Source organism: Halorubrum trapanicum, from assembly GCF_002355655.1.
GTDB lineage: Archaea > Halobacteriota > Halobacteria > Halobacteriales > Haloferacaceae > Halorubrum > Halorubrum trapanicum_A.
In genome coordinates this window covers 736,106-762,120 of record NZ_AP017569.1, presented here as the reverse complement: position 1 = coordinate 762,120, position 26,015 = coordinate 736,106, and the positions used below count along the sequence as shown (strand labels likewise).

General features: G+C 71.3%; 28 protein-coding genes. 11 read left to right on the top strand and 17 right to left on the bottom strand.

The genetic code is table 11. The features are described 5' to 3' along the window. Positions 1–35: 35 nt before the first annotated feature. Entirely contained in the window at positions 36–1,202 is a 1,167-nt protein-coding gene (gene btuC / locus CPZ01_RS03770; RefSeq protein ID WP_096393505.1) for a vitamin B12 ABC transporter permease BtuC, read from the bottom strand. Positions 1,203–1,264: 62 nt separating this feature from the next. Between btuC and CPZ01_RS03765 the strand changes: the two genes are divergently transcribed. Beyond that, entirely contained in the window at positions 1,265–2,536 is a 1,272-nt protein-coding gene (locus CPZ01_RS03765; protein ID WP_096393504.1) for a PGF-CTERM-anchored ABC transporter substrate-binding protein, read from the top strand. Between the two features lie 48 nt (positions 2,537–2,584). Here the strand turns inward: CPZ01_RS03765 and CPZ01_RS03760 are convergent, their stop codons facing one another. Continuing rightward, the gene (locus CPZ01_RS03760) at positions 2,585–3,832 is read right to left on the bottom strand and encodes a pyridoxal-phosphate dependent enzyme (RefSeq protein WP_096393503.1); all 1,248 of its coding nucleotides are present in this window, start codon (positions 3,830–3,832) and stop codon (positions 2,585–2,587) included. 401 nt (positions 3,833–4,233) lie between these two features. After that, positions 4,234–4,794, bottom strand: a complete 561-nt coding sequence (locus tag CPZ01_RS03755; RefSeq protein WP_096393502.1) for a hypothetical protein — start codon at positions 4,792–4,794, stop codon at positions 4,234–4,236. A gap of 98 nt (positions 4,795–4,892) precedes the next feature. Between CPZ01_RS03755 and CPZ01_RS03750 the strand changes: the two genes are divergently transcribed. Further along, a complete protein-coding gene (locus CPZ01_RS03750; protein ID WP_096393501.1) occupies positions 4,893–6,215 on the top strand; it encodes an NAD(P)/FAD-dependent oxidoreductase in 1,323 nt (440 codons plus the stop codon). A gap of 30 nt (positions 6,216–6,245) precedes the next feature. On the opposite strand, the gene CPZ01_RS03745 is transcribed toward CPZ01_RS03750, so the two are convergent. The 5 genes from CPZ01_RS03745 to CPZ01_RS03725 form a co-directional block, all read right to left on the bottom strand. Beyond that, entirely contained in the window at positions 6,246–6,428 is a 183-nt protein-coding gene (locus tag CPZ01_RS03745; RefSeq protein ID WP_096393500.1) for a hypothetical protein, read from the bottom strand. Positions 6,429–6,502: 74 nt separating this feature from the next. After that, a complete protein-coding gene (locus CPZ01_RS03740; RefSeq protein WP_096393499.1) occupies positions 6,503–7,669 on the bottom strand; it encodes a thiamine pyrophosphate-dependent dehydrogenase E1 component subunit alpha in 1,167 nt (388 codons plus the stop codon). Between the two features lie 52 nt (positions 7,670–7,721). Then, a complete protein-coding gene (locus CPZ01_RS03735) occupies positions 7,722–8,174 on the bottom strand; it encodes a hypothetical protein (RefSeq protein ID WP_096393498.1) in 453 nt (150 codons plus the stop codon). Positions 8,175–8,322: 148 nt separating this feature from the next. Further along, the gene (locus tag CPZ01_RS03730; protein WP_096393497.1) at positions 8,323–9,720 is read right to left on the bottom strand and encodes a hypothetical protein; all 1,398 of its coding nucleotides are present in this window, start codon (positions 9,718–9,720) and stop codon (positions 8,323–8,325) included. 67 nt (positions 9,721–9,787) lie between these two features. After that, the gene (locus CPZ01_RS03725; RefSeq protein WP_096393496.1) at positions 9,788–10,828 is read right to left on the bottom strand and encodes an NAD(P)-dependent alcohol dehydrogenase; all 1,041 of its coding nucleotides are present in this window, start codon (positions 10,826–10,828) and stop codon (positions 9,788–9,790) included. A 156-nt stretch (positions 10,829–10,984) separates the two neighbouring features. Between CPZ01_RS03725 and CPZ01_RS03720 the strand changes: the two genes are divergently transcribed. Further along, a complete protein-coding gene (locus tag CPZ01_RS03720) occupies positions 10,985–12,046 on the top strand; it encodes an amidohydrolase family protein (protein ID WP_096393495.1) in 1,062 nt (353 codons plus the stop codon). Further along, entirely contained in the window at positions 12,046–12,957 is a 912-nt protein-coding gene (locus tag CPZ01_RS03715) for an iron-sulfur cluster assembly protein (protein WP_096393494.1), read from the top strand. Before CPZ01_RS03720 ends, CPZ01_RS03715 begins: the two co-directional genes overlap by 1 nt. A gap of 44 nt (positions 12,958–13,001) precedes the next feature. On the opposite strand, the gene CPZ01_RS03710 is transcribed toward CPZ01_RS03715, so the two are convergent. The 6 genes from CPZ01_RS03710 to CPZ01_RS03685 all read right to left on the bottom strand — a co-directional run bounded on the left by CPZ01_RS03710 (position 13,002) and on the right by CPZ01_RS03685 (position 16,658). Beyond that, positions 13,002–13,199, bottom strand: coding sequence for a hypothetical protein (locus CPZ01_RS03710; protein ID WP_096393493.1), 198 nt, complete (start codon positions 13,197–13,199; stop codon positions 13,002–13,004). A 32-nt stretch (positions 13,200–13,231) separates the two neighbouring features. Continuing rightward, positions 13,232–14,032, bottom strand: a complete 801-nt coding sequence (locus CPZ01_RS03705; RefSeq protein ID WP_096393492.1) for a metallophosphoesterase — start codon at positions 14,030–14,032, stop codon at positions 13,232–13,234. Continuing rightward, complete coding sequence (locus CPZ01_RS03700; RefSeq protein WP_096393491.1) at positions 14,029–14,784, bottom strand: J domain-containing protein; 756 nt, start codon at positions 14,782–14,784, stop codon at positions 14,029–14,031. The genes CPZ01_RS03705 and CPZ01_RS03700 overlap by 4 nt, the downstream gene beginning before the upstream one ends. 107 nt (positions 14,785–14,891) lie before the next feature. Then, on the bottom strand, positions 14,892–15,149 hold the full coding sequence (locus tag CPZ01_RS03695; protein WP_017342743.1) for an MTH865 family protein: 258 nt from the start codon (positions 15,147–15,149) through the stop codon (positions 14,892–14,894). A gap of 113 nt (positions 15,150–15,262) precedes the next feature. Next, positions 15,263–15,748, bottom strand: a complete 486-nt coding sequence (locus CPZ01_RS03690) for a DUF371 domain-containing protein (protein ID WP_096393490.1) — start codon at positions 15,746–15,748, stop codon at positions 15,263–15,265. Between the two features lie 79 nt (positions 15,749–15,827). Next, complete coding sequence (locus tag CPZ01_RS03685; RefSeq protein WP_096393489.1) at positions 15,828–16,658, bottom strand: amidohydrolase family protein; 831 nt, start codon at positions 16,656–16,658, stop codon at positions 15,828–15,830. A gap of 137 nt (positions 16,659–16,795) precedes the next feature. Here CPZ01_RS03685 and CPZ01_RS03680 point away from each other — a divergent pair, with 137 nt between their 5' ends. Continuing rightward, positions 16,796–17,263: a GNAT family N-acetyltransferase gene (locus CPZ01_RS03680; protein ID WP_096396118.1), complete on the top strand. Its 468-nt coding sequence runs from the start codon at positions 16,796–16,798 to the stop codon at positions 17,261–17,263. A 57-nt stretch (positions 17,264–17,320) separates the two neighbouring features. Here the strand turns inward: CPZ01_RS03680 and CPZ01_RS03675 are convergent, their stop codons facing one another. Next, on the bottom strand, positions 17,321–18,508 hold the full coding sequence (locus CPZ01_RS03675; protein WP_096393488.1) for a redox-regulated ATPase YchF: 1,188 nt from the start codon (positions 18,506–18,508) through the stop codon (positions 17,321–17,323). Positions 18,509–18,723: 215 nt separating this feature from the next. Further along, on the bottom strand, positions 18,724–19,116 hold the full coding sequence (locus tag CPZ01_RS03670; protein WP_096393487.1) for a winged helix-turn-helix transcriptional regulator: 393 nt from the start codon (positions 19,114–19,116) through the stop codon (positions 18,724–18,726). Positions 19,117–19,185: 69 nt separating this feature from the next. Here CPZ01_RS03670 and CPZ01_RS03665 point away from each other — a divergent pair, with 69 nt between their 5' ends. After that, positions 19,186–19,635: a DoxX family protein gene (locus CPZ01_RS03665; protein ID WP_096393486.1), complete on the top strand. Its 450-nt coding sequence runs from the start codon at positions 19,186–19,188 to the stop codon at positions 19,633–19,635. 180 nt (positions 19,636–19,815) lie between these two features. Continuing rightward, a complete protein-coding gene (locus CPZ01_RS03660; RefSeq protein WP_096393485.1) occupies positions 19,816–20,298 on the top strand; it encodes a VOC family protein in 483 nt (160 codons plus the stop codon). A gap of 37 nt (positions 20,299–20,335) precedes the next feature. On the opposite strand, the gene CPZ01_RS03655 is transcribed toward CPZ01_RS03660, so the two are convergent. Further along, entirely contained in the window at positions 20,336–20,782 is a 447-nt protein-coding gene (locus CPZ01_RS03655) for an SRPBCC family protein (protein WP_096393484.1), read from the bottom strand. A gap of 480 nt (positions 20,783–21,262) precedes the next feature. On the opposite strand from CPZ01_RS03655, the gene CPZ01_RS03650 reads away from it, so the two are divergent. The 4 genes from CPZ01_RS03650 (at position 21,263) to CPZ01_RS03635 (ending at position 26,011) form a co-directional block, all read left to right on the top strand. Continuing rightward, positions 21,263–21,778, top strand: a complete 516-nt coding sequence (locus tag CPZ01_RS03650; RefSeq protein ID WP_096393483.1) for a CNNM domain-containing protein — start codon at positions 21,263–21,265, stop codon at positions 21,776–21,778. A gap of 114 nt (positions 21,779–21,892) precedes the next feature. Continuing rightward, positions 21,893–22,918 carry an ABC transporter ATP-binding protein gene (locus CPZ01_RS03645; protein ID WP_096393482.1) on the top strand — a complete coding sequence of 342 codons (1,026 nt, stop codon included), beginning with the start codon at positions 21,893–21,895 and terminating at the stop codon, positions 22,916–22,918. Next, on the top strand, positions 22,915–24,972 hold the full coding sequence (locus CPZ01_RS03640) for an ABC transporter permease family protein (protein ID WP_096393481.1): 2,058 nt from the start codon (positions 22,915–22,917) through the stop codon (positions 24,970–24,972). Before CPZ01_RS03645 ends, CPZ01_RS03640 begins: the two co-directional genes overlap by 4 nt. Next, a complete protein-coding gene (locus CPZ01_RS03635) occupies positions 24,965–26,011 on the top strand; it encodes an ABC transporter permease (protein ID WP_096393480.1) in 1,047 nt (348 codons plus the stop codon). Before CPZ01_RS03640 ends, CPZ01_RS03635 begins: the two co-directional genes overlap by 8 nt. Positions 26,012–26,015 lie beyond the last annotated feature (4 nt).

The window sequence follows — 26,015 nt, the reverse complement described above, 5'->3', positions numbered from 1 at the left end:
GGGGGACTCCCGGACCTCCTCGGGGCGGTCGGCGCTCACAGTTCCGTCACCTCTCGGGTCACGAGCAGGTAGACGAAGAAGGGCGCGCCGACCGCGGCGGTGATGATCCCGACCGGGTACTCCGCGGGCGCGGAGCGTGCGACCGTGTCGGCCGCGACGAGGAAGGTACCGCCGGCGAGCGCTGCCGACGGGAGCAGCACCCGGTGATCCGGGCCGACGACGAGCCGGAGCATGTGCGGGATGATGAGCCCGACGAACCCGATCACGCCGGCGAACGCGACGCCGGCGGCCGTGACGAGCGCCGAGGCAGCGAGCAGCACGCGCTTCGTGCGCTCCACGGCGATGCCGAGCCCGCGCGCCTCCTCCTCGCCGAGCAGGAGGACGTTGAGGTCGCGGGCGTACGCGAGCAGCACGAGAAAGAGCGGCGGCACGACGGCGGCGGTGACGGCGACTTCGCTCCACGCGGCGCCCGAGAGGTGGCCCATCAGCCACGCGACGATCTGTCGGAGCGACTCGCCGGCCTGCAGCTGGAGGTACGAGACGACCGCGCCGAGGAACGTCTGGACCGCGACACCGGCCAAGAGGAGGGTCGCGACTGGGGTCCGACCGCCTCGCGTCGCGATCGCGTACACGCTGAAGGCGGCGACGAGCGCGCCGACGAACGCGAAGAGGCTGGTCCCGGTACCCCGCGAGAGCGCGACCTCGACGGGGCCGACGAGCGGGAGCGCGACGGTCGTCGAGAGCGCGACGGGGAAGACGATGAACGCGACCGCGCCGACCGCCGCCCCCGAGGAGACGCCGATGATCGACGGGTCCGCCATCGGGTTGCGGAAGAACCCCTGCATCACCGTGCCGGCGGCCGCGAGCGCGAAGCCGACGAGCGCGGCGAGCAGGATCCGCGGGAGCCGCACGCCCACGACGATCTGCTGGTGGACGGAGTCGACGGGATACGCGAACGGCGAGGCGAACGCGAGGTCGACGCCCGGGATCGTGAGGGGACCGACGCCGGGTATCGGCAGCGGGCCGACGCCGCCCGCGCTCGTCTCGATCCCCGCCGGTACCGCGAGCGCGTTCAACACCGACTTCAGCACGGTCTCCGGCGGGATTCGAACCGGTCCGATCGCGGCGCTGCCGACGACGACGACCGCGAGCAGCGCGGCTCCCGCCGCCGACCACGCCGCCGACCGCACCCAGGGTCGCATGCGTACTCCAACACAACTTGTAGTAGGTAAATACTTATTGGACGAGGCCGGTCGTCGATCCGATGCGAAACAGCTTCGCGATCGCGATGGCCGTGCTTGTGACGACCGCCCTGATCGGCGGCGTCGCCGGGACGGTCGCGGGCGCACAGCCGACGATATCGACTGACGGACCGACTGCGAGCGCGCAGCCGACGGCGGGCGCGGGGGGGTCGGTCGGCGCCGCGGGCGCGACGGGGACCGGCCTCGCACAGACCGACGGCGCCTGCGGGTTCCCGTTCAGCGCGACCGACGCCACCGGCGAGACGGTGACGCTGGAGGAGCGTCCCGAGCGGATCACGACGATCAACCCGTCGGCCGCGCAGACGCTGTGGGAGCTCGGCGAGCAGGACCGCGTCGTCGGCGTGAGCCAGTTCGCCTTCTACCTCGACGGCGCCGAGGAGCGCGCGAACGTCTCCGCCGAGTTCGGCGCGAGCGTCGAGCGCGTCGTCGCCACCGAGCCCGACCTCGTGCTGGCGCCGAACGCCTCGGCGGCGGACGTCGAGCCGCTCCGCGAGCAGGGGCTGACCGTGTACCACTTCCCGGCGGCGACCTCCGTCGAGGACATCGCCGAGAAGACGGAGACGATCGGCCGGCTCGTCGGCGCGTGCGACGCCGCCGCGGAGACCAACGAGGAGATGTACGACGCGGTCGACGCCGCCGAGGAGCGGACGGCCGACGTCGACCGCCCGGCCGCGCTGTACCCCCTCGGCGGCGGCTACGTCGCGGCGAACAACACCTTCATCGACGCGATCATGAACGTCGGCGGGACCGAGAACGTCGCCGCCGACGTCGGCTCGGGGTACCCGCAGCTCTCCGACGAGGTGATCCTGGAGACGGACCCCGAGCTGATCTTAGTCACCGACTCCGAGGCCGCCATCCTCGAGCAGGAGCCGTACGCCAGCACGACCGCGGGCGTCGAGGACAGCTACGTCGTGATGAACACGAACTACCTCAACCAGCCGGCGCCGCGCAGCGTGATCGAGTCCACGACGACGCTGTCGAACGCGGTGGTCGAACTCCGGAGCGAGGGCAGCGAGTCGACCGACGGCTCGACCGACGGAGACTCCTCGGCGGACGGCGACTCGTCGGGCGACGGTGACGCGTCCGACGGCTCGGACGACGGCTCGTCGACCGACGGCGAGGACGGGAACGAGACGGAGCTGACGGCCGCGGACGGGAACGAGAGCGACGGCGACGGAAGCGACGGGAACACGGGCGCGGAGTCGCCCGGCTTCGGCGCCGTCGCGGCCGCGCTCGCGCTGCTCGGGACCGGGCTGCTCGCGCGGCGAGACTGAGTCGAACCCGTCGCGGATTCGACACCGGCCCGGATCGGCGGTTTCCTTTTAAATACCCTGGCCCATCAGGTGGCTGCGCAGGATGTCCGGCGTCTTCAGACCGGCGTCGCTGTTGAGCAGGACGACGGTCTCGTCGCCGTCGAAGAAGTCCTCCTCGGCGAGCGCCCACGCGCCGGCGGGAGCCGCGCCGCCCGCCGCGCCAACCTCGACGACCTCGTTCTGTGCGACGGCGACCGCGCTCGCCAAGATGTCGTCGTCGTCGACGCCGACGGCGGTCCCGCCGCTCTCCGTGACCGCCTCGACGGCCGCGGCGCCGCCCGCGGGGTCAGGGATCTCCAGTTCGCCGCAGATGGTGTCCGGCGTCCCCCACGGCTCGGGCTCGTCGAGGCCGCGCTCGACCGCGGCCGCGATCGGAGCGCAGCCCGACGCCTGCGCGGCGACGACCCTCGGCGTGCCGTCGATCGCGCCGACCCGCTCCAACTCCGAGAACCCCTTATAAATGCCGGCGACGACCTCGCCGGAGCCGGTCGGGACCACGACGACGTCCGGCGCGTCGCCGAGGTCGGCGACGAGCTCGAACGCGACGGTCTTCGCGCCCTCGTGGCGGTACGGCGTCGCGAACTCGCCGAGGTCGGTGTAGTCGGTCTCCAGCTGCTCGTCGACCGCGGCGGCCGCGTCGGGGAAGCGCCCGCCGACCACGCGCATCTCGCCGCCGTGGACGTTCGTCATCGACTTGTTCGAGAACGCACAGCGCGAGGGGACGAACGCGTACGAGCGCAGGTCCGCGCGGCCCGCGTACGCCGCCATCGACTGCCCGGCGTTGCCCGGGCTGGCGCAGACGAGCGGCTCGACGTCGGCCCCGGTCGCCGCCCGCTTCGCCGTCGCGGTCACCGCCACCGAGAGACCGCGGTCGAGGACGGTCCCGGTCGGGTTCCGGCCCTCGTCTTTGACGTACACGGCGTCGACGTCGAGCTCCTCGGCGAGCCGCTCGGTAGCCACGAGCGGCGTGCTGCCCTCGCCCGCGGTGAGCGCGTCATCGGCCGGGAAGGGAAGGAGCGCGTCGAACCGCCAGTGTCCCCGCGCCGTCGCGGGCGCGGTCCGGGCGTCGCCGCTCCCTCCGCGCGCGGCGGGGTCGAACAGGTCGTCCGGATCGACCGCGTCGTAGTCGTACACCGGGTCGAGGCCGCGCGCCCGCTCGTCGTCGTCGATCGCCGCCGCGTCGGCGGTCTCGTGGACGCGCCCCGACGCCCGACTTTTTAAACCCCGAAACGCCGGCGTGGTCTCGAAATCAGCCATACCGAACGTTGCGGCGGCGGCGACTAATCGCTTCGCACTCCGGGACGGGCCGCCGGCGGACTGACACCACGACAACGCGGTGGCGCGTGCCGACGAGCGCCCGCAGGGCGCGAGTCGCACGCGCGAGGGAGTCGGCCGACCGGAGGGAGGCCGACGAGGCTGGGGAGGCGTGAGGCTGCGGTGCTGTGCGGGGCGGGGCTCGAAGGGGCAGCCGCGAGGCGGGCGCACGCTCGCTGCGCGCTTCAGTCGCTCACTTCGTTCGCTCCTTCCAGTGCTTGCGTCGCCTGCGCCCGCCTCGCGGCTGGGGCTTCGTGGGCGTTCGCGTCGGCCGTCTGTTTATAAAGAGGAGAATCCGCTCGCACGACGGAACCGAGTCCGGACCGCTCACCGGTTCCGATACATCACCACTGCGAGGAGGGTGGCAGTCGGAAGAGCGCGATCAACTGACCGAGCGCGTACACCGCGGCGTACAGGAACGCAGACGAGGGCGCCGCGACGAGGAGCGCGAGGTACGTCCCGAACGTGGCGGCACCGCCGAACGCTCGGAACCAGACCGTCCGGCTCACGGCTCGAAGCCGCCCCCATCGGTACGTAAGAGCCGTCAGCCCGCCGCCGAGAACCGCCCCGGCGACGACGGCGACGAGGACGGACGCCCCCGGAGACCGGAGGGACGCGCCGACGGCCGAGAGAGATTCGAACCCGCCCAAAACAACAGTGAGAAACGCAAACACCAGGAACGCGGCGCCGAGCTGGAAGAGGTCCGCGGCTCTCGCGTCGATGGAACCCCACGACGACGCGGCGTCCGGGTCGAACAGCCGGTCCGACAGCCTGAACCCGGCCAGTCCGAACAGGACGACCGGCACGCCGAGCTGGGCTCCCGCGTTCGAACCGCTGACGGATAGCCAGACGCCGAGCGGGACGAGGGCGAGCGACAGCCACCGGGCGAGTGCGACTCGATCCACGCGTGAAGATCTCGCGGCCCCGAGAAAAGCGTGGTCACCGCGACCTCCGCGAGCCGATCTCGCCGCCGCTTATAAACCCGCGACCCGATACTCGACGTATGAACGGAGACGCCACGGTCGTCGGCGGCGGGCTGGCGGGGCTCGTCGCGGCGACGCGGCTCGCCGAGGCGGGCGCGAACGTGACGCTGTACGAGCGACGGCCCGAGGTCGGCGGCCGGGTGCGCACGGAGACGGTCGACGGCTTCACCCTCGACCGCGGCTTCCAGGTCCTCTTCTCGGGCTACCCCGCCGTCGAGCGCGAACTCGGCGCCGACGGGCTCGACGCCCTCGACCTCCGGACGTTCGCCCCCGGCGCGACGATCTGTCGGCCGGGGTCGCGCTCGACCCTCGGCGACCCCCTGCGCGACCCGCTCTCCGCGCTCCCCTCGCTTTTGAACGACGAGGTGTCCTTCTCAGACAAACTCCGGACGCTCGCGCTCCGGTACGACCTCGCGAACCGCGACGAGGACGCGTTCTTCGCCGGGCCGGACGCGCCGATCCGCGAGTACCTGCGCGACTGGGGGTTCGCCGATGACTACGTCGAGAACTTCGTGGAGCCGTTCTACGGTGGGATCACCCTCGACCGCACCCTCTCGACCTCGAAGCACGTCTTCGAGTACACGTTCCGCGCGATGGGGCGCGGGTCGATCGGCGTCCCCGCCGAGGGGATGGCCGCGCTTCCCGCCGCGCTCGCCGACCGCGCCCGGAAGGCCGGGGTCGACATCGAGACGGGCGAGGACGTGGAGTCCGTCCGGATCGCGGGACAGGGCCGGATCCCCTTCCGGTCCGGCTCCGCCGACGCCGACGGCGCGACCGTCGAACTCGCGGACGGCGCGACCCGCGAGGCGGACGCCGTCGTCGTGGCGACCTCGCCGCCCGAGGCCCGGCGACTCACGGGCGTCGAGTCGGTTCCCACGGAGGGCGTCCCGAACGTCACCGGCTGGTACGCGCTCCCCGCGGGGGAGCCGTTCGAGACGGGCGAGCGCATCCTGCTCAACGCGGCCGACGAGTCGCCGAACGCCGTGGTCCCGATGTCGGAGGTCGCGCCCGAGTACGCGCCCGACGACCGCGCGCTGCTCGCCGCGACGTTCCTCGGCGAGGACGCGCTCGACCGCGACGACACGAACCTCCGCGACGACGTCCGCGACGCGCTCGCGGCGTGGTTCCCCGAGCGCCAGTTCGAGGGGCTGCAGACCCTCGAGGTCCACCGGATCCGGTTCGCGCAGTTCGCGCAGCCCCCGGGCGTCCACGCCGACCTCCCGGACCCCGACGACCCGGAGGGGCCGGTCGTCCTCGCCGGCGACTACACGGAGTGGTCGTCGATTCAGGGCGCCTTGGAGAGCGGCCGGACGGCGGCCGACGCGGCGGCGGAGCACCTGTAACCGAACGGGCGGCACCGCGCCGGGCGCCTCTCACGGCAGCGCGCCGGACCGCCGTCCCCGGACGAGCCCGTACCCGACGAGCGCGGCGAGGACGGTTACTCCCACCGTTGTCTCCCTCGCGTACCGGAAGCCGATCCCGAACAGGAGGAGGGCGTTCGTCGCCAGCAGGAGGAGGATCGCGTCGAGGCGAGTCCGGAGGGCGGCGTCGTTCATGCGGGCACACCTCTCGGCGGACCAATAGGCGTGCCGGTCCTCGGACCGCGGCGGCACCGCCTCGCGGTCGACCGCTACTCCTCGCGCAGGAACGCGTCCTCGCCGTGCTCCTCGACGGCCGCGAGCAGTTCGTCGCGCTGGCGGCGGACCTCGGGCGGGAGCTCGGCGTACGCGTAGTCGAACATGTCGGCCGGGTCGGCCGTGGCCGACTCCGCGAAGTCGATGGCGTCGGCGACGACGTCGTCGGCCTCCTCGCGGATCGCCGCGACGCCCTCGTCGTCGATCCGGCCGGTCTCGCGGAGGAACGCCTCCATCCGGTCGAGCGGGTCGAGCGCGCGCCACGGGTCCACGTCGTCGGGGTCGCGGTAGGCGGTCGGGTCGTCGGCGGTCGTGTGCGCGCCGAACCGGTACTCGACGAACTCGATGAGGACGGGGCGCGGGTCGTCTCCGTTCGAGCCGTCCCCCGAATCGTCACCGCGAGCTCGCTCGGCCGCCTCCCGCGTGACCGCGTAGCTCGCGAGGGGGTCCATCCCGTCGACGCGGACGCCCTCGAAGCCGTATGCGGCCGCCTTCTGGGCGAACGTGTCGCTCGCGGTCTGTCGCGACTCCGGGATCGAGATGGCCCAGCCGTTGTTGTGACAGCAGAACAGCGTCGGGGTGTCGAAGACGCCGGCGAAGTTCATCGCCTCGTGGAAGTCCCCCTCGCTGGTCGCGCCGTCGCCGAAGTGGCAGGCGACAACGCGGTCCTCGTCCTGATAATCGAACGCCCACGCGGCGCCGACCGCGTGCGGGAGGTGCGCCGCGATGCCGATGTTGAGCGGGAAGACGTTGCCGTCGGCGATCGCCTCCGTCCCGGACTCGTGGCCCATCCAGTAGGGGAGGTACTCCGAGAGCAGATCGCGGACGACGACCGCCCCGTGTTCGCGGTACTGGTAGCTTATCAGGTCGTCGTCAGCGAGCGCGTGCGTCGAGCCGACCGCGGACCCCTCCTGGCCCGCGCAGGGCGCGTACGTGCCGATCCGGCCCTGCCGCTGGAGGCTCACCGCGCGCTCGTCGAACCGACGCGTGACGACCAGGTCGCGGTAGATCGCGCGGAACGCCTCGTCCGAGAGGTCCGGGACCGTCGCGTCCGGCAGGGGGCTGCCGTCCGGGCCGAGCACGCGGTAGAGGTCCTCGTCGGCGAGGGGATCGGTCCGACCCTCACGGCCGGGTGCGTCCGCGCCGGCGCCGTTCTCGTCCATGGGCGAACGATGTGGGCCGGCGTCACAAGGAGTTAGCGGTCGCGGCCGCGCCTCACCTCTCCGCGTAGCGCCGCCGGACGAGGATCAGCGGCGGGCCGATCAGCGCCCCGGCGGCCGTCGTTCCCCCGACCACGAGGCCGACGAGGAGCGGCGTGGGTCCGGCAGCGAGCAGGTCGACGCTCCAGACGACGAGGAACAACGCGGTCCAGCAGAGTCCGGTTCCGAGCGCCGTCAGCGCCCCGTATGCGACCCCGGCGGGGTAGGTGTACGCCGCCCGGCGCTCGACGAGCGCCCACCAGACCGCGCCGCCGACGAGGAGGGCCGGCGCCGCGAGGAGGGGGACGGGGAACGACTCGGGGAGCCCGATCACCTGAACGAAGACGCGCAGGACGGCGGACAGGAGGAGCGACGTGGCCGCGCCGCAGCCGAAGGCGTAGGCGCCGGCGTAAAGCGACCACCGCCGCGAGGGAGCGGGCCCGGACGCGGACGAGACGGAGGTGTCCATACGCCGGGATCACGAACGGGCGACAAATGCCTTCCCGTGAGTGAAGCGCCGATTTGAGCCTCCCCGAGTTGCGTCCGCCCCGCCGGGGTCGTCCCGGTCCGCGCGCGCGCCGAGAGCGCTCGGTCGGCCGGGGGAGGACCGGGTCCGCTCACTCGACCGCGATCGCCGCCTCGAACGGGTACGCCCCGTGTTCGCTCGGGGTCTGCCCCGGAACGTTCCACGAGACGTAAAACAGGCCGCGGCCCACGTACGTCCCCGCGGGCAGGTCCGACGGGACCGCGTACGTCGCCGCCATCTCGCCGCCCGCGGTGAGCGACTCCAACGCCTGCCCGTCGCTGCGGCTCGGGTGCGGCCCCTCGACGCCCTCTGTCTCCACGATCTCCAGCGAGCGTCGCTCGCCATCGTGGAAAACCCAGAGGGCGCTCGGAAGCGCGCCCCGGCTCGTGAACGTGTACGGCCCCTCGGCGTCGCCGTCGGCGTTCTCGGGTTCGGGCGCCACGGTGAGGGTGAGCTCGCGGGGCGCGTCCTCGCTCGTCGCGACCGAGACCGACACCGGGAGCCGGTCGTACAGCGACTCGCCGACGATGACGCTGTACACGGTCCCGTCGATCCGGTAGTAGACCGGCTCGTCGCGCCCGGCGGCGAACTCCTCGTAGGCGTCCGGCACGTCGTCGGCGAAGAGCTGGCTCCGGTCCGCCGTCGGCAGCGCGGGCGCCCGGTGTTCCGAGGCCAGCGCGCGCTCGAAGAAGGTGACGACCTCGTCGGCGAGCGTCGACTCGTCGACGACCGGTCGATCCCACATCTCGCCGTCGGTCAGTTCGCTCGCCGTGATCCCGTACGGCGGGGCCTCGTTCTCGACGGCCGTCCGGATCCGGGAGACGCCGAGCCCGTCCTCCAGGTAGTCGTACTCCTCGAGGAACGCGGCGACCGACTCCGGGCGGACGCACCGTCGGTACTCCCCCCGCGCCACGTTCGGGCCGTACGCGGTCAACGCGTCGACGAAGGTCTCGACCGCCTCGGAGCGGCGGTCGTCGCGCTGTCCCGCCTCGCGGAGGACGCGGTCCTCGTCGTACTCGTCGGCCTCCTCGTCGAGGAGCTCCGCGGTGAACGTCGGGAGCGTCGGGTCGAACGCGTAGCGCGTCCCGTCGATATCGACGTACGGCTTCAGCTCGCCGCGGTCGTAGACGCGGAACTCGTCGACCGCGGCCAGCAGCGCGTCGCTCGGATCGTCGGTCTCGAACCCGCCGTCGAGCGCGGCGGCGAGCGGGTCGCGCAGCGCGTCCGGAACCTCCGACTCGGGGACGACGTGGTCCGGGTCGATCCCGCGGCTCGGCGACGGCTCGTAGGCGGTGACGACGTGGGGCACCGTTCGGAGTTCGACGTCGAGCGACGGGCTCGTCCCGTCTCCGTCGTCCGATTGGCCGTCGGTCCCGTTCGCGCCGCCGTCGGTCCCGTTCGCCGCCGGGTCCGTTCCGGGCTCGCCGACGCAGCCGGAGAGCGCGACGGCGGATCCGCCTATCGCCGTGAGGAGGGCTCTGCGCTCCATAATCGGGAGTGTTCGAAACCAACGATAAAAATCTTCCGTGGACTGCGGCTCGGCGTCCGGGCCCGACTCAGGGCGTGATGACGGCGCGCCCGTCGATCTCCCGGTGTTCGAGCTTCTCGGCGACGGTGTTGATCTCGCCGAGGTCGTACCGGCTGGTGTGGAGGTCGACGTCGCCCTGCTCGACGAGCGCGACGAGCTCCTGTAGCTCGGCGTACCGACCGACGATGTTGCCGACGAAGGAGAACTCGCCGTTCACCAGCGCCTGCGCCGGCTCGTGGACGTGGCCGCCGTAGCCGATGATGTGGTGGTCGCCGCCGGCGGCGGTGATGTCGGGGGCGTACGAGGTCGTCACGTCCTCGCCGACGAAGTCGAGCACCTGCGCCGCACCCGTCCCGTCGGTGATCCCCTCGATCTCGGCCGCGACGTCGGCCTCGCTCGGGTTTATTAAGTGGTCGGCTCCGTACCCGTCCGCGAGGTTCAGGGCGGACTGCTTCAGGTCGACCGCGGTGATCCGGGCCGCGCTCATGGCGTTCAGGCACTGGAGGCCGATGTGGCCGAGGCCGCCGACGCCGATGACGACCGCGTGGTCGCCCGGGTTCAGGTCGGCGACCGCCTTCTTCGCGGCGTGGTACGCGGTGATGCCGGCGTCCGCGTGGGGCGCGATGTCTATCGGCTCGACGCCCGACGGCAGCGGGATCACCGAGCGCTCGCTGGTGTGGAGGTACTCGGCGAAGCCGCCGTCGACGGTGAGCCCGTTGAACGAGTCGTTCTCGCAGTACATCGTCTCGCCGAGCCGGCAGGGACGACAGGTGCCGCAGGTCTGGACCGGGTGACAGATCACCGGGTCGCCCTCCGAGACGATCTCGACGTCCTCGCCCGTCTCGACGACGGTGCCCGCGTTCTCGTGGCCCAGCGTCATCGGGAGGTCCTGCGGGACGTACTCCTCCCACATCCCCTCGATGATGTGGTTGTCAGTCTGGCACCAGCCCGCCCCCTCGACCTCGACGATCACGTCGCTCGCGCCGGTCGCGTGCGGTCGGTCTACCTCGTCGATCGTGAGCCCCTCGCTCATGTCGTCGGTGTACTCGTGGAGTCTGGCAGCTTGCATGTGTTTCACACTCTTTCACACACCTACATAAACATTCGTTACGGATGTGCGTGGTTCGAGTGACCAGCGTACGTGTCGAGACCTCTCATCTTACCATTGGTAACGATACTGAACGATCCTTATAGTTATATGTGACCAACACTCACGCTAACTTGTATGTACGAGATGGACGGCGAGGAGATATTCGTCATCGACGGCCACGTTCACCTGTGGGACGCGCGGGAGGAGAACATCATTCACGAGGGGGGCGAGCAGTTCCTCCAGTGCTTCTACGACTACCACACCGGGTTCACCCCGGAGGAGAAGCAGTGGGACATCGACACGTACCGGCACTACGGCGCCGACAAGATGACCGAGGACCTGTTCGGGAACGCGGCCGCCGACATGGCGATCTTCCAGCCGACCTACCTCGACGACTTCTACGACGAGGGGTTCAACACGACCGAGCAGAACGCCGAGCTCGCGGAAGAGTACCCGGAGCGGTTCGTCTTGAACGGGAGCTTCGACCCGCGCGACGGCGAGGAGGGACTCCGATACCTCGAACATCTCAAGGAGGAGTACGACATCCCCGGCGTGAAGCTGTACACCGCCGAGTGGCGCGGCGAGTCGAAGGGGTGGCGGCTCGACAGCGACGAGGCCTTCGAGTTCTTAGAGAAGTGCGCCGACCTCGGGATCGAGAACATCAACGCCCACAAGGGACCGACGATCCGCCCGCTCAACCGCGACGCGTTCGACGTGAAGGACATCGACGACGCAGCCTCGTCGTTCCCGGAACTCAACTTCATCGTCAACCACGTCGGGCTCCCGCGGCTCGACGACTTCTGCTGGATCGCCGCCCAGGAGCCGAACGTGTACGGCGGACTCGCGGTCGCCTCCGCGATGACGACGAACCGCCCGCGGAAGTTCGGCGAGATCATGGGCGAGCTGCTGTACTGGCTCGGCGAGGACCGGGTCCTGTTCGGCTCCGACTACGCGCTGTGGAACCCCGACTGGCTCGTCGACCAGGTGATGAACGCGGAGCTCACCGACGAGCAGCGCGACGAGTACGGGGTCGAACTCGACGTCGAGACGATGAAGAAGGTCATGGGCGAGAACGTCGCGGAGCTGTACGACATCGACATCGAGGAGAAGAAGCGCCAGTTCCGCGACGACGACATCACCGAGCGGTTCGACCTCGGCGCCCACTACGGCGGGGACGCGGGGGCCGCCGCGGACTGATGTCGGGGAGCAGCACGGACCCGACGGCCGACGCCGGGAGCGACACCGGCGGCGACTCCCCGAGCGACCCGGCCGGCGAGCCGCAGCGAATCTCGGCGGTCAGGGACCGACTCGACCGCGTCGAGGACCCGGAGCTCGCCCGCTCGATCGTCGAACTCGACTACGTCGACGCGATCGAGGTCGACGGCGACCGCGTCGAGGTCCGGTTCACGCTCCCGACCGCGTGGTGTTCGCCCGCGTTCGCGTGGATGATGGCGACCGACGCCCGCGACGAGGTCGAGGGGCTCGACTGGGCCGACGAGGCGCGGATCGAGCTGTGCGACCACATGCACGGCGACGAGATCACGACCGGCGTCAACGCCCGCGACACCTTCGGGGAGACCTTCCCGGACGCGGACGGCGGCGTGGCGGAGGTGCGCGCGGCCATCGCCGACAAGGCTCGCGTCTCCACGCAGCGCGAGGCGGTCGACGCGCTGCTCGACGCCGGCGTCGACCCGGAACAGGTCGTCGCGCTCGACCGCTCGGACGTCGAGGTCGCCGGCGACGAGGCCCACGTCGACCTCGGCGGGCTCTCGGTCGTCGTCGACGCCGACCCGGTCGCCGACTACCTCGACCGCGTCGAGACGAGCGGCCACGTGACGGGGCCCGACGACACGCTGTTCCTGACGCCGGAGGGCGACCCCATCTCGGCCGAGCGACTCGACGTGGTCCAGAAGCGCTCCCGGCTGGCGAGCGTGAACATGGGCGGACAGGGCGCAGTCTGCGACGCGCTCCACCGCGCGCGCCACGGCCCCGACGGCCCGGACGGCTCCGGCGCGTCGTACGTCGATCAGTCTGGCGACGGTCCCTCGGCGTACGACGGCGACGTCGACGAGTTCACCTCGACGTGGACGCTCAGCGGCGACGACTGAGCCGCGGTTCGAGAGCGGTGTCGGACCCCTCGCGGCTTCCCGCCTCAGCGGATCGGCCCGAGGCCGCCGAGCCCGCCGCCGCGGGACTCCCCGTCCTCCTCCGGCTCGCCGTGCCCCTCCTTCTCCAGCCCGTGTCGGCCGCTCGCGGCCCACTCGTCGCGGTCCCAGCCGCACTCGGGGCACTCGCCGTCGCCCCAGTCGAACGGCTCGCCGCAGCCCAGGCAGGCGTTCTCCGTGTTCATAGCTCACAGTACGCACGACAGAACAAAAGCGTTCACAACAGCTCGCGGAACTCGCCGAGGGGCGGGAACCGGAGGACCGCTCCGGCGTCGCCCGCGCCGCCCCCCGCGTCGGCGGCGGGCCCGTCCCCGCCGTCGGGGTCGATAACGACCGGCGCCAGTCGGTCCGCGTCGGTGACGAGCGGGGAGTCGAACGCGTCGGTCCGCATGTCGTTGACGGCCACGCCCGGGGCGAGCCGGGTGAACGCGGGCAACACGAGGAGGTCGGCGCCGCGGTAGGTCCCCTCGCCGCGGAGGACGCAGGGGCGGCGGTCGCCCTCGATCTCGATCGTCGGGTGGACGTGGCCGATCGCGTACCGGTCCGCCGCGGTCGCGGGCGCCTCGTGGCCGTGACAGACGACGGTCCGGGGCGCGTCGCTCGCGGTCCGGTCCCCGGACTCATCGAGGACCAACTCGTCGCGGACCCGACTGTCCCACGCGTCCGCGAGCGCGGCGTCGTGGTTGCCCGCGACGAGTTCGAGGGCGGCGCCGCGTGCGTCGCAGGCGTCGCGGAGCGCCTCCAGCGCCCCGCGGGCCCTGTCGCTGACCCGGTCGAAGGTGTGGACGACGTCGCCGGCGACGACGACCGTCGCCGGATCGAACCGGTCGAGGAGGTCGCGGAGCCGGTCGATCAGGTCCGCGCGCTCGCCGAGCGGGAGCGAGACGGCGGAGGCCTCGCCGCGGCCGACGTGGAGGTCGGCGACGACGAGCGCGTCGTTCGCGGGGAGGTAGATCGCGCGCTCCGCGAAGGCGACGTCGGAGAACGCGGAGTCGACCTCGGCGCCCGCTCGCGTCACCGCCCGTACCCGGTCTGTCGCTCGCGGCGGCGGTCCGCGTCGCGGTCGGCCGGACCGCCGTCGACGTGGTTGCGGGCGGTCGCGTACGCCTCGCGGACGCGCCGGAACGACTCCTCGTCGCCGCCCTGGTCGGGGTGCGTCTCCTTGACGCGCTCGCGGTAGGCGCCCTTCACCGCGTCGAGGTCGGCGTCGCGCGAGACGCCGAGCTCGTCGAAGGCGTCGCCGACGGGGTCGGCGCGGCCGGCGGCGCCGCCCGGCCGTGAGGCGCCGGCCGATCGGCCGGTCCCGAAGCCGCCACCGCCGAACCGACCGGTGCGGTCGCGCCCCGAACCGGACTCGTCGGTCGCCCAGTCGGGTTCGTCGACGTCGAACGGAAGCCGGCGGCCGAGCCCGCGGCCGGGCATCTCGTGCTCGCAGAGGACCGTGTAGACGCCCTCGCCCTCCAGCCGGAAGTAGTCGTGCGCGTCGAAGGTGATCGCGACGCCGCGCTCGGGAAGGTAGAAGGGAACGGAGACGCCGTCGAACGCGTGGTCCTCCGCGAAGCGCTCGCCGGCCGCGGTCAGATACGTCCGGATCTCGCGGCGGCGGCGCTCGTCGCCGGCGGCGCCGCGGCGGCCGGCCGACGCGGCCGGAGCCGGCACGAACCGGTCGCCGAGGTAGAAGGCGAGCGCGACCACCCCGGTGGCGGCGATCCCGAGGCCGACCCCCCAGAGGACCCACCGCGGCACCAGGCTCGTGATCTCGGCGAACACACCCGCCGTAGCGGCTCCGCGGTAATCAACCTCCCGCCGGCGCGTCGGCTACGGAACCGAAAACAGCGCGGAGTGTCGACGGAAAAGTTCCGTGTCGGTCGGCCGTCTCAGATCATTCCTTTCGATTCGAGCCCGTCGAGGATGTCGTCGACGAGCTCCTCGGCGGTGTCGTAGGGGAACTCCTGTTCGCTGCCGAGCTTCGCCGCCATCTCCATCGCGGTGAAGCTCACGTCGCCGGCCTCGAACTTCGTCGCCGGACCGTCCGGCAGCGCGGGGACGAGGTCCATCTGGTTCTCGACGGGGAAGTCTGCGCCGCCGAACGCCTCCAAGAACTGTTCGCGGAGTTCCGCTTTCACGTCGCTCATACACAGTTCATCCCGGGACCCCCGCAAAAGGGTTGCGGAACAACGGTAAACTCATTTAGGGTTGTCTAATTTCGCGACGGCGGCAGACGACTGAGACGGTTCCGGCGTGGCAGTTACTCGTCGGGCTCGACCGCCAACCGAAGCGTGAGGTCGGCCCCGTCGGCCAGCGCGCCGACGAGGTCGCGGTCGAGGTCGGCGGCCGCGCCGTCGCCGTCGACGAGGATCGTCCGCTCGTCGTCGGTGTAGCCGCTCGTCCGGCCGACCATCGAGCGGTCGTCGAGCAGCGCGAGGTCGGGGTCGCCGCGGCCGGTGATCGTCTCCTCGTACGTCTCGTCGCCGGCGTCGACGACGAGCGTCGCCTCGACCGTCGCGTCCGCGTCCCGACACGCCTCGCGGAACTCGGGGGAGAAGTCTCGCGGGGTCCGGTCCGCCTCGACGCCGACGATACAGTCGCCGGCGGGGGTGAGCCAGTCGTCGGTCGTGAGCTCGAACGTGCTCGCGTGTTCGGCGGTGACGTTCTCGTGGCCGACCGCGCGGACGACCTCGACGTGGGGATCGTCGGCGCGGGTCCGCGGGACGTCCGCGTCCTCGTCGCTCATTGTCGTCGGTCGGCCGCGACGCGACAAGTGGCCGTCGCTTCGGCGCCGAGGGGGAATCCGCGGGCGGCGGTTCCCGTCGTCAGACGTCCGCGCCCTCGGCGAGCGCGGGGACGAGGCGCGCGGGGTTCTTCGCCAGCACGCGGGCCATCAGGTCCTCGGAGACGTCGAGGGTGAGCACTTCCATCACGCCGACGTTGGGGTGGACGTCGGGCGCGCCGGAGCCGAAGAGGACGCGGTCGGGGTGTTCCAGCACGCCGCGTTCGAGCACCTCGCGGTACCGGACCGCGCTCGTGTCGACGTACACGCGGTCGTAGTCGTCCAACAGGTCCAGCGTCTGATTCATCAGCTCGGCGTCCAGCGGGTAGCCCCCGAAGCTCCCCAGCACGACCGGGAGGTCGTAGCCGAGCAGCTCCGTCTCGACCGCCTCGGGGGGGAACTCCCGACCGGCGTGGACGAAGAGGGGGAGGTCCGCGTCCTCCAGCCGAGCCAGCACGTCCTCGTTCGGGAGGCCGTCGGCGTGGGGCGCCAGCGTGAAGCCGTGGAAGCGGTCGTCGTAGGAGTACTGCTCGACGTCGTCCGGCCGGGTGTGGTGGTCGTCGCGCTCGGCGCGGAGGTTCCGGACCGCCGACACCGGTCCGGTCCCGGGGTCGCGCGGGCCGTTGAGGCGGGCGAACGCGACGAACGGCCGGTCGATGGAGAGGCGCGCGACGGCGTTGTTCGCGCGGAGGTAGCTCCGCCCGGCGGCGCGCTGGCCGGGGCTCGCGACCGCGCGGACGATGCCCGCCTGGAGCATCTCGCGCTCCAGCCGCTCCGGCGAGATGTCTCGGCCGTGGGTGGCGACCGACGACTCGTCGGGGTCGAGGGTCGCGCGGGTGTCGACGATCCGGAAGTCGTGTTCGAGCCCGAGCATGGCCGCTCTCTACAAGCCCGTCTCGGGCGATCGGGATGTGCCTATCGGTCGCACGCGGGAGCCGCGCCGCGTTCCCGGACGTGACGCCGACCCGCGCCGAGGGAAGGCTGAAGGGACCCTCCGCCGTCCCGGCGGACATGGAACTCGTCGAAGCCGGCGAGGGCGACCTGGACGCCCTCGTCGAACGGTGGTACGACCTTGCGACGGCGATGGAGGCGCACTCAGAGCTAAACGAGATCGTCTACGAGGACGCGGGATCGGTGCCGGACGACGGCTTCCGCGCGCACCTCGACGACCCCGCGACGACCGACTACCTCGTCGTCGCCGACGGCGAGACGGTGGGGTTCGTCACCGTCGAGACCGGAGAGCGCCCCTCCCGAGAGCGTGGCCGGTACCTCGACGTCGTGAACCTCGAAATCGACCCGGACCACCGGAACGAGGGGTACGGCACGGCGGTCGTGAACCGGATGACGGCGATGGCCCGTGAGGCCGACCGCGACTACCTCACCGTCTCCTGCGAGTGGGGCAACGACGGCGCGCGGCGGTTCTACCGGGACGCGGGCTTCGAGCCCAAACAGGTGACGTACGCGCGACCGTTGGAGTGAGCGGCGGCGAGGCCCGGAAGGACCCAGCAGGACCGAGAGGGCGTCGCTTCGTCCCGATCAGGGGCCGGCGGTCGAGACGATCTTGACCACGTCGCCCTCGCTCAGCTCGTGGTCCTCGCCGATCCGGCGCGAGGCGCGCGCGTCGACCGCGTGGAGGTACCCCTCGCCGATGTCGGAGTGGACCGCGTACGCGAGGTCCCGCGGGGTCGACCCCGAAGGCAGCAGGAACGCGTCCGGGAGGACGTTCCCGGTCCCGTCGGTCCACTTGCCGGCGTCCTGGACCGGGTAGGCCGTGATCCGGTCGAGCAGGTCGTAGACGGCGGCGTTCAGGGCCGTCTGAACGCCAGTCCCGTCGTGTTCGGCCATCGACTCGCGCAGCGCGTCGAGGCCGGCGCGCTGGTCATCCGAGACGTCGCCGACGACCTCGAACGACTCGTCGCCCGGGTCGTAGTCGACGACGCCGGCCTCCGCGGCGCGGCGCAGGGCGAGTTCGCCGTCGGCGGTCGCGGGGATCACGGGTTTGTCCGTCCCCTCGCGGATGCGCTCGACCGCGCCGTCCGGCGCCGCGTCGACCTTGTTCGCGACGACGACGATGGGTTTGGTGCGGCGGCGGACCGCCCGCGCGAGCGCCTCGCGGTCGCCGTCGTCCCACGCCTTCGGGTCGTCGGGATACTCCAGTTCGCGCAGGACCGCGGTCACGTCGCGCTCGGTCGCGCCGAAGCCCGTGAGCATGTCCGAGAGCGCCCCTTCGAGGTCGAAGTCGGGGGAACGCGACTGCCGCTCGACGCCCTCCCAGTTGCGGTCGACGATGCCCGCGAGCCACAGGTCCATCTCCTCCTCGACGAAGTCCACGTCGTCGAGGGGGTCGTGGCTCCCGACCTCGACGGGGTCGCCCTCGGCGTTTGTCGCGCCCGAGGCGTCGACGACGTTCAACACGACGTCCGCGTTCGTCAGCTCGTCGAGGAACTGGTTGCCGAGGCCCTTCCCCTCGTGGGCGCCCGGCACGAGCCCCGCGACGTCGAGCAGCTCGACCGGGACGTAGCGCTTCCCGTCGCGGCAGTTCTCGTTGCCACAGCGCTCCTCGCGGTCGAGACAGGGACACTCGGTGCGGACGTAGGTCACGCCTCGGTTCGGGTCGACCGTCGTGAACGGGTAGTTGGCGACGTCGACGTCGGCCATCGTGGCGGCGGTGTAGAAGGTGGACTTGCCGGCGTTCGGCTTGCCCGCGAGCGCGACCGTGAGCATACCGGACGGTCGCGGCCCCGCGAAAAGCGCCTTTCGGTCGGGCGGGGCGACACGAAAGAGGGATCACGGGAGTCAGACGACGCGGTGGCTCGCGCCGCCCCCGCGGCTGGGAATTTGGGGGTGTTCACCGTCGACTCGCTGTTAGCGACTTATAAACGGACAGTCACGAGACGGACTCTGATTTATAAACGATGCTCAATCTTGCTAACGTACGCTTACGCTTCACATTCGGCGAGCCACTCGTGGGCCCAGTCGTCGATCTCCTCGAAGACGGGGGCGAGCGACTCGCCTTTATCAGTCAAACTGTAGTACGTCGCCACCGGCGAGTCCTCCTCCAGCCGTCGATCGACGAAGCCGGTCTCCTGGAGGTCGTCGAGCACGCGCGAAAGCGTCCGAGCGTTCGCGTCCGTCTCCCGCTTCAGCTCGTTGAACCGCGCCTCGCCGTTCAACAGCTCGTGGAGGACGACGAGCCGCCACTGCGATCCGATCTGCTCGATGGAGTCAATTACCGGGCAGGGCGTGTCGGGCGCGGTCGCCTCAGCCGCCACGTCAGCGCCCGAATCCGCCGTCTCCGCCGACTCCGCCGCCGAAAGGTCCTGTGATGACATCGGTGTTACCTACTAACCCAATGGTCCGGGAAGCGATAAATAGGTTACGTCCGTATAGCAGGTTACACGATGTTAGCTGAACTCGCGACGTTACCGCTCCAGTTCGACACCCCCCTCGCGGGCGAACTCTTTCTGCTCGGCCGGATCGTCTTCGGCGCGACGCTCGCGTTCATGGGCCTCAACCACTTCATGGACCTCGAGACCATGGCCGGCTACGCCGAGTTCAAGGGCCTCCCGGCCCCGCAGTTCTCGGTGATCGCGTCCGGCGCCGTCCTCGTCCTCGGCGGCCTCGGCGTCGCGGCGGGCGCGTTCCCCGTCCTCTCCGCCGGCGCGCTCGCCGTCTTCCTCCTCGTCTCCGCCGTGACGATGCACGACTTCTGGTCGATGGACGACCCCGAGGAGAAGCAGAACGAGATGACGAGCTTCCTGAAGAACGTCTACGGCGCCGGCGCGGCGCTCGCGTTGCTCGCTGTCGGCGGCAGCGCGTGGCCGTACGCGGTCGGTGTCGGCCTGTTCTGAGCCGCGGTCGAACCGGTTGGCCGGTCTGAGCCGCGGTCGAACCGGTTGGCCGGTCTGAGCCGCGGTCGAACCGTTCCGCCACCGACGCGCACGCAACGCGCTCCTTTTCGTACCGACGTCCGCCGTCCGCCGGGTCGCCAGTACGACTAACTACTTCCCTGACGAGCGTTCACACAGACCATGAGCGACGCGCCGCCGACGACCGGGCTCCACCACGTCACGAACATCTGTACCGACATCGAGGAGACCACCGCGTTCTACGAGGACGTGCTCGGCTGGCACACGGTCAAGCGGACCCAGAACTACGACGACCCCGGGACGCCGCACTACTACTTCTCGCCGACGCCGGAGGGCGAGCCGGGGACCAACGTCACCTACTTCGAGTACCCGGACTCGCAGGGGACGCCGGGCCCGGGCGCGAGCCACCACTTCGCGTTCGGCGTCGAAGACGAGGCGACGCTCGAGGAGTGGCAGGCGCACCTCGAAGCCCACGACGTCGAAGTCTCCGAGGTGAAGGACCGAACCTACTTCAAGAGCGTCTACTTCACCGACCCCGACGGCCTCGTCTTCGAGTTGGCGACCCAGGGGCCCGGCTTCACCCGCGACGAGGACGAGCCCGGCAGCGCGGTCATCGACCCGTTCGAGGAGGGCTACGAGAACTGAGACGCCCGAACGCCTCAGCGCCGGAGCGCCGCCCGGGTCACTCCCCCTCGACGAGCGCCGCGAACCGATCGAGCGCGCGCCGGCAGACCGGGACGTACGCGGCCGCGACCAGCGGGACCTCGATCACCGCTCGACACCGGTCCGGCTCTCCCGAGTACCGATCGACCCGGTGCCCGGTCGCGGGGATCCGCGCGACTCGCCAGTCCCACCGGAGACGCGTCGCCCCCGTCACCCGGAACGGGACCCAGACGCCCGCGACCCGGACCCGCCCGGTCGTTCCGGTCTCGACGTACCGGTCGATGCTCTCGACGCCGCTGACGGACGGACTCCAGTCGGGCCACCGCCGCGTGTCGCGGAGCGCCCTGGCTGTCCGCTCCGGCGGCGCGTCGACGTCGCGACCGACCGCGAGCGTCGCGCCCTCGCGGACCACGGAGGCTCGGCCGTCGCGGTCGACGTTTCCGGTCGCGTCGAGGTTTCCGAACACGCTACTTCGTCCGGCGGCCGTCCGCCTCATCGCTGCGGTCGCTCGACGTTATCCGTACGTTCGTTAATTTTCCAACGGGTACAAGGAGATATACTCGGAATACGTTCAGATTCTCGGGCGGCGTCGCGACGTTCCATATTAATACCTAATATGGTATCAGGACTCATTATCTCTTTCCACGAAGGGTTAATACGGGGTTCCGAGCTATCGGAGGGCAATATGGCAAGCGATCGCGACACCATGAAAGACGTCTCGCACACGGCACCGAACGACACGTCCGCCCACGCGGTCTGGGAGCGAGGACGGGGGCCGGTCGAAGAAGAGGAAGAAGAAGAGTAGCGCCGCCCGACCGTCGTTTCTCGCCGGAACGGTCGTGGCATCGCCAGTCACGCGACCGGAGAGCCACGCGGCCGCGTCGTTTCAGTCGCACGAGGCGGCCCCCGTCGACACCCTCTTTGGCCTCCTTTCTCGATACGAGGCATGGTCGGAGCCGCACTCGGCGTGATCGGGGCCGCAGCGGTGATCGTGTTGCTGGGATTCAGCGCGTTCTTCTCCAGCTCCGAGACCGCCATCTTCTCGCTGCCGGCCGAATGGTTCGAGCGGCAGGCCGGCACTGACGACCCGCGGGGGGACGTGCTGAAGGAGCTACACGACGACCCCCACCGGCTCCTCGTGACGCTGCTCGTCGGGAACAACGTCGTCAACATCGCCATTTCGAGCATCGTGACCGTCCTGATCGCGAGCTACCTCCCGTCGGGGGCGGCAATCGTGGTGACGACGCTGTGTACGAGCTTCCTCGTCCTCGTCTTCGGCGAGATAGTCCCCAAGGCCTTCGGGCTCGGAAACGCCGAGACGTGGTCGCTGCGGGTCGCGTCGCCGGTGCGGCTCGTCGAGCGCGTCCTCTCGCCGCTCATCACGCTGTTCGACGGGATCACTCGTCGGATGAACGCGTACATCAGCGGCGACGCGAACATCGAGAAGCCGTACACGGACTGACGCGCCGGTTCGCGGCGCGCTCGCTCCGCGCCCCGGTCCCGTTTCGCACGCCGCGTTCTCGCCGCCGATAACCGCGGGAGTGGGTTTAACCCGACCGACTGCGGAGCCGTGCGCATGATCGAGGCCTCGGGGCTCCGGAAGACCTACGGCGACTTCGCGGCCGTGGTCGACAGCGACTTTTCCGTCGACGACGGCGAGGTGTTCGGGATCGTCGGTCCGAACGGGGCCGGGAAGACGACGACGCTCAAGATACTCGCCGGCCTCGTCGAGCCGACGGCGGGCGAGGTGACCGTGGCCGGATTCGACGCCTCGGACCCCGAGATGCGACGCCACCTCGGGTTCCTGCCGGAGGAGTCGCCGCTGTACGAGGAGATGACCGCGCTGTCGTACCTCCGCTTCTTCGCCGACCTCTACGACGTGCCCCGTGAGGTCGCCGACGAACGGATCGAGGCCGCGCTCGACCGCCTCGAACTCGACCACCGCGAGCGGCGCCTCGGCGACGTCTCGAAGGGGATGAAACGCAAGGTCGCCATCGCGCGCTCGCTCGTCAACGACCCGGACGTGCTGGTGTACGACGAGCCGGCCTCCGGGCTCGACCCCGTGACGACGAACTCCGTGCTGGCGTTCACCCGCGAGCTCCGCGAGACGGGCAAGACAGTCGTCTTCTCGGCGCACAACCTCTACCACGTCGAGTCCGTCTGCGACCGCGTCGTGGTGATGAACGAGGGGCGGATCGTCGCCCGCGGGAGCGTCGACGGGATCCGCGAGCGACACGGCGAGACGACGTACCGCGTGTTCACCGACGTCGAGCCGGCCGCGACGCCCGCGCTCACCGAGCTCGACGCGACGACAGAGGAGGTCGGCGACCGGTACCGGACGGCGGTCCCGAGCATGGACGCGGTCGCGGCCGTCCGCGATGCCGTCGGCGACGCCGGCGGTGAGGTCGTCGACATCCGGAGCCGCGAGCCGAGCCTCGAAGACGTGTTCCTCGACATCGTCGGACGGCCGATGCCCGGACGGTACACCGGCGACCTCGGCGGTGACGGAACCGAAGCCGCGAGCGGCGCCGACGGCGACGGCGACGGCGACGAACCGGAAACCGAGACGACGGAGCCGGCGACCACGGAGGCGACCGAGTGATCGACAGGCTTCGCCGCGTCGGCCGACGGCTCGCGGTCGGCGTCCGCCGCGTCCTCCGGGTCGCGAGGTGGGAGTCCGCCCGCGCGTCCGGGGGCGTCGACCGCCGGACGCTCGCGGCCGGCGTCGCCCTCCTCCTCGTCGCCGGCGGCGTCGTCGGCGTCGGCGTCGCGACCGGCGTCGCCGGGCTCGACGTCGACCGGGACGTGTACCGGGTCGGCGTCGACGCCGAGTCGCCGTACGCGGACGCGATCGAGGACGCGCCGTCGCTGCGCCCGATCCCGGGCGGGACGGCCTCGCTCGGCGACACCGCCGACGCGGTCGTGGTGACCGTGGTGGAACCCGGCTCCGGCGACGGCGGATCGATCGACGCCGCCGACGTCGAGGAGGTCGTCGTGCGCGCGAGCGACACGCGGAAGGGCGAGGCGGCGGCCGCGTCGGTCCGCGAGGCCGTCGCGTCGCACAACGAGCGGCTGATGCGCGCCGAGCCGAACCGGACGGCCGCGTTCCCGGTCGTCGTCACGCTCCGGTACGTCGGCCGATCGGCCGGCGTCGACGACGGCGCGACGCTCGGCGGCGGCGACGGCGGGACCGAGGGCGGGTCGACCGGCGACTCCGACGGAGGGACCGGCGGGAGCGACGGCGGGGGTGGGGCGACGGACGGCGACGGCGGCGACGGCACGAGCGGCGGCGACGGCGGCGACGGCACGGGCGACGCGGGATCAGTCGAGGGCGGCGCGGGTTCGGAGGACGGCGGCGGTTTCGCGGTGCCCTCCATCGGCGGCGCGGCCTTCGGCGCGGACACCGTCGGCTCGCCCGGCTCGATCACGCCGCCGTTCCCGTTCACCTCGCTGCTCTTGGCGTTCGTCTTCCTCGTGCCGATGAACTTCCTGATCCAGGCGTACGGCTCCTCGATCCTCGACGAGCGGACGAACCGCCGGGGGGAGCCGCTGCTCGTCACGCCGCTGTCGCCGGCGGAGATAGTCGCCGGCAAGACGCTGCCGTACGCGGCGGCCGCCGCGGTCGTCACGAGCCTCATCGCGCTCCTCGTCGGCGGCGGCGCGCTCTCGGTGGTCGCGGTGGCGCCGGTCGCGGCGACGTTCCTCGGGGCCACCTTCGTCGGCGCGATGTTCGCGCGCTCGTTCAAGGAACTCACCTTCGTGACGGTGGGCGTGAGCGTCCTCCTGACCACGTACGCGTTCGTGCCGGCCATCTTCACGAACGTGACGCCCGTCGCGCTCGTCTCGCCGCTGACGCTCGTCGTCTTCGACCTCCAGGGCGAGGCCGTCTCGGCGGGCGAGGTGCTCTTCTCGACCGCGCCGATGGCGGTCGGCGCCGCCCTCCTCTTCGGCCTCGGCCTCGGCGTCTACCGCGAGGAGGACATGTTCTCGCAAAAGCCCGTGACGCGGAAGTTCCTCGACGCGCTCGCCGTCCGGCTCTCCCCGATACCGGCTGGCGGCGGGCTCCTCAATCGCGACCGACTCCGCGCGCTCGGCTCGGTCGCGCTCCTCACCGCCTGCACGATCCCCTTCGTGTTCGTCGCGGAGCTTCTGGCCGTCGCGGTGCTGTTCGCGCTGCCGGTCACCGTGTCGATCCCGGTGCTGCTCGTGACGATCGCGTTCGTCGAGGAGGTCGCGAAGAGCGTCGGGCTCTACGCCGGCTTCGAGCGCGGCGTCTTCGAGCGGACCGACGGGTTCGGCGACGGAGGAGGAGAGAGCAGAGGGGGAGGCGACGGAGCGCTCCGCGTCGCTCTCGCGGTCGGATTCGCCTCGGGAACCGGGTTCTTCCTCGCGGAGAAGGTCACGGCGGTCGTCCAAGCGGTCGGTCTCACCGAGCTCTTCCTGGGCCGCGCCGCCTTCGCCGACGTGGCCGGGCTCTCCGGGCTGCCGCCGCTCGCGCTGGCGGCGCTGTTCTTCGCGCCGCTCGTCCTCCACGTCGCCGCGACGAGCGTCGCGAGCGTCGGCGCGAGCCGGGGGCGGACCGCCTACGCGCTGGCGCTGACGCTGGCGACGCTGGGGCACGCCGCGTACAACGTCGGGGTGGTGAGCCTTGGATAGCCGCCTGACGATCGCCGGGCGCGAGCTCGCCGGGCTGCGCGCCGAGAAGACGATCCTGCTGGCGATCGGGATCCAGCTGTTCATCGCGACCTTCTCGTCGTTCCTCGTCGTCGGGCTCGTCTCGATGTACGACCCGGGCGCGCTCGACGGCGCCGAGATCGAGGTCGCGGCCGCGGGCGACGCCGTCGACGACTTGGAGCGCGCCGCGAGCGAGGTGCCCGGCGCCACCGTCACGCCGTACGAGGACGCGGGCGCCGCGCGGAGGGCCTTCGACCGGAACGCGGCCGACGCGGTGGTGGTCGCGACCCGCACGGAGTCGGGGCGGGTGTCGGCCGCCGTCACCGCCCCGGACTCCACCGTGGAGACGACGGTGATCGTGGTGCAGCTGCGCGAGCTGCTGCGGACCTACGAGCTGAACGAGCGCGACGCCCGCGCCTCGTACTTGGAGGAGTCCCCCCTGCCGCTGCCCGACCGGAGCGACACCAGCCCGTACTTCACGTTCACGTACACCGTGTTGATCCCCCTGCTCGTCTTCCTCCCGGTGTTCATCTCGGGGTCGCTGATCGTCGACTCGATCACCGAGGAGCTCGATCGGGGGACCATGGAGCTGCTCCGCGTCGCGCCCGTCACGCTCGCGGAGATCGTCGACGGGAAGGCCGCCGCGGCGATCGGGATCGCTCCGGGCCAGGCCCTGCTGTGGCTGCTCCTCCTCGAGGCGAACGGCACCTCGGTCGCGAACGTCGGCCCGATCTTGGCGCTGATGACCGCGCTGACGACGCTCGTCGTCGCGGTCGCGGTCGGCATCGCGGCGGTCGCGCCCGACCGACAGGCGGCCCAGCTGCTCTACTCGGTCGCGGTCCTCGTGCTGTTCGGCGGCGCGACGGCGATGGCCGGCGGCCCCGCGAACGCGGTCGCCCGGCTCGCCATCGACAGCGCGGACGCGACGACGGGCGTCCTCGTGGTCGCGTACGCCGCTATCGCCGCGGCGGCGTACCTCGGCGTCCGACGAGTCGTCGCGGTCGAGGGATTCGGTCGCTGAGGCG

Bases quoted from the DNA above. Each gene is read 5' to 3' on its own strand.
- CPZ01_RS03745 (WP_096393500.1), bottom strand. From the start codon at position 6,428: ATGAACGACGCCGCCCTCCGGACTCGCCTCGACGCGATCCTCCTCCTG.
- CPZ01_RS03680 (WP_096396118.1), top strand. From the start codon at position 16,796: ATGGAACTCGTCGAAGCCGGCGAGGGCGACCTGGACGCCCTCGTCGAA.
- CPZ01_RS03765 (WP_096393504.1), top strand. From the start codon at position 1,265: ATGCGAAACAGCTTCGCGATCGCGATGGCCGTGCTTGTGACGACCGCC.
- CPZ01_RS03710 (WP_096393493.1), bottom strand. From the start codon at position 13,199: ATGAACACGGAGAACGCCTGCCTGGGCTGCGGCGAGCCGTTCGACTGG.
- CPZ01_RS03685 (WP_096393489.1), bottom strand. From the start codon at position 16,658: ATGCTCGGGCTCGAACACGACTTCCGGATCGTCGACACCCGCGCGACC.
- CPZ01_RS03665 (WP_096393486.1), top strand. From the start codon at position 19,186: ATGTTAGCTGAACTCGCGACGTTACCGCTCCAGTTCGACACCCCCCTC.
- CPZ01_RS03670 (WP_096393487.1), bottom strand. From the start codon at position 19,116: ATGTCATCACAGGACCTTTCGGCGGCGGAGTCGGCGGAGACGGCGGAT.
- CPZ01_RS03645 (WP_096393482.1), top strand. From the start codon at position 21,893: ATGATCGAGGCCTCGGGGCTCCGGAAGACCTACGGCGACTTCGCGGCC.
- CPZ01_RS03750 (WP_096393501.1), top strand. From the start codon at position 4,893: ATGAACGGAGACGCCACGGTCGTCGGCGGCGGGCTGGCGGGGCTCGTC.
- CPZ01_RS03760 (WP_096393503.1), bottom strand. From the start codon at position 3,832: ATGGCTGATTTCGAGACCACGCCGGCGTTTCGGGGTTTAAAAAGTCGG.
- btuC (WP_096393505.1), bottom strand. From the start codon at position 1,202: ATGCGACCCTGGGTGCGGTCGGCGGCGTGGTCGGCGGCGGGAGCCGCG.
- CPZ01_RS03695 (WP_017342743.1), bottom strand. From the start codon at position 15,149: ATGAGCGACGTGAAAGCGGAACTCCGCGAACAGTTCTTGGAGGCGTTC.
- CPZ01_RS03660 (WP_096393485.1), top strand. From the start codon at position 19,816: ATGAGCGACGCGCCGCCGACGACCGGGCTCCACCACGTCACGAACATC.
- CPZ01_RS03730 (WP_096393497.1), bottom strand. From the start codon at position 9,720: ATGGAGCGCAGAGCCCTCCTCACGGCGATAGGCGGATCCGCCGTCGCG.
- CPZ01_RS03725 (WP_096393496.1), bottom strand. From the start codon at position 10,828: ATGCAAGCTGCCAGACTCCACGAGTACACCGACGACATGAGCGAGGGG.
- CPZ01_RS03735 (WP_096393498.1), bottom strand. From the start codon at position 8,174: ATGGACACCTCCGTCTCGTCCGCGTCCGGGCCCGCTCCCTCGCGGCGG.
- CPZ01_RS03650 (WP_096393483.1), top strand. From the start codon at position 21,263: ATGGTCGGAGCCGCACTCGGCGTGATCGGGGCCGCAGCGGTGATCGTG.
- CPZ01_RS03720 (WP_096393495.1), top strand. From the start codon at position 10,985: ATGTACGAGATGGACGGCGAGGAGATATTCGTCATCGACGGCCACGTT.
- CPZ01_RS03740 (WP_096393499.1), bottom strand. From the start codon at position 7,669: ATGGACGAGAACGGCGCCGGCGCGGACGCACCCGGCCGTGAGGGTCGG.
- CPZ01_RS03675 (WP_096393488.1), bottom strand. From the start codon at position 18,508: ATGCTCACGGTCGCGCTCGCGGGCAAGCCGAACGCCGGCAAGTCCACC.
- CPZ01_RS03690 (WP_096393490.1), bottom strand. From the start codon at position 15,748: ATGAGCGACGAGGACGCGGACGTCCCGCGGACCCGCGCCGACGATCCC.
- CPZ01_RS03715 (WP_096393494.1), top strand. From the start codon at position 12,046: ATGTCGGGGAGCAGCACGGACCCGACGGCCGACGCCGGGAGCGACACC.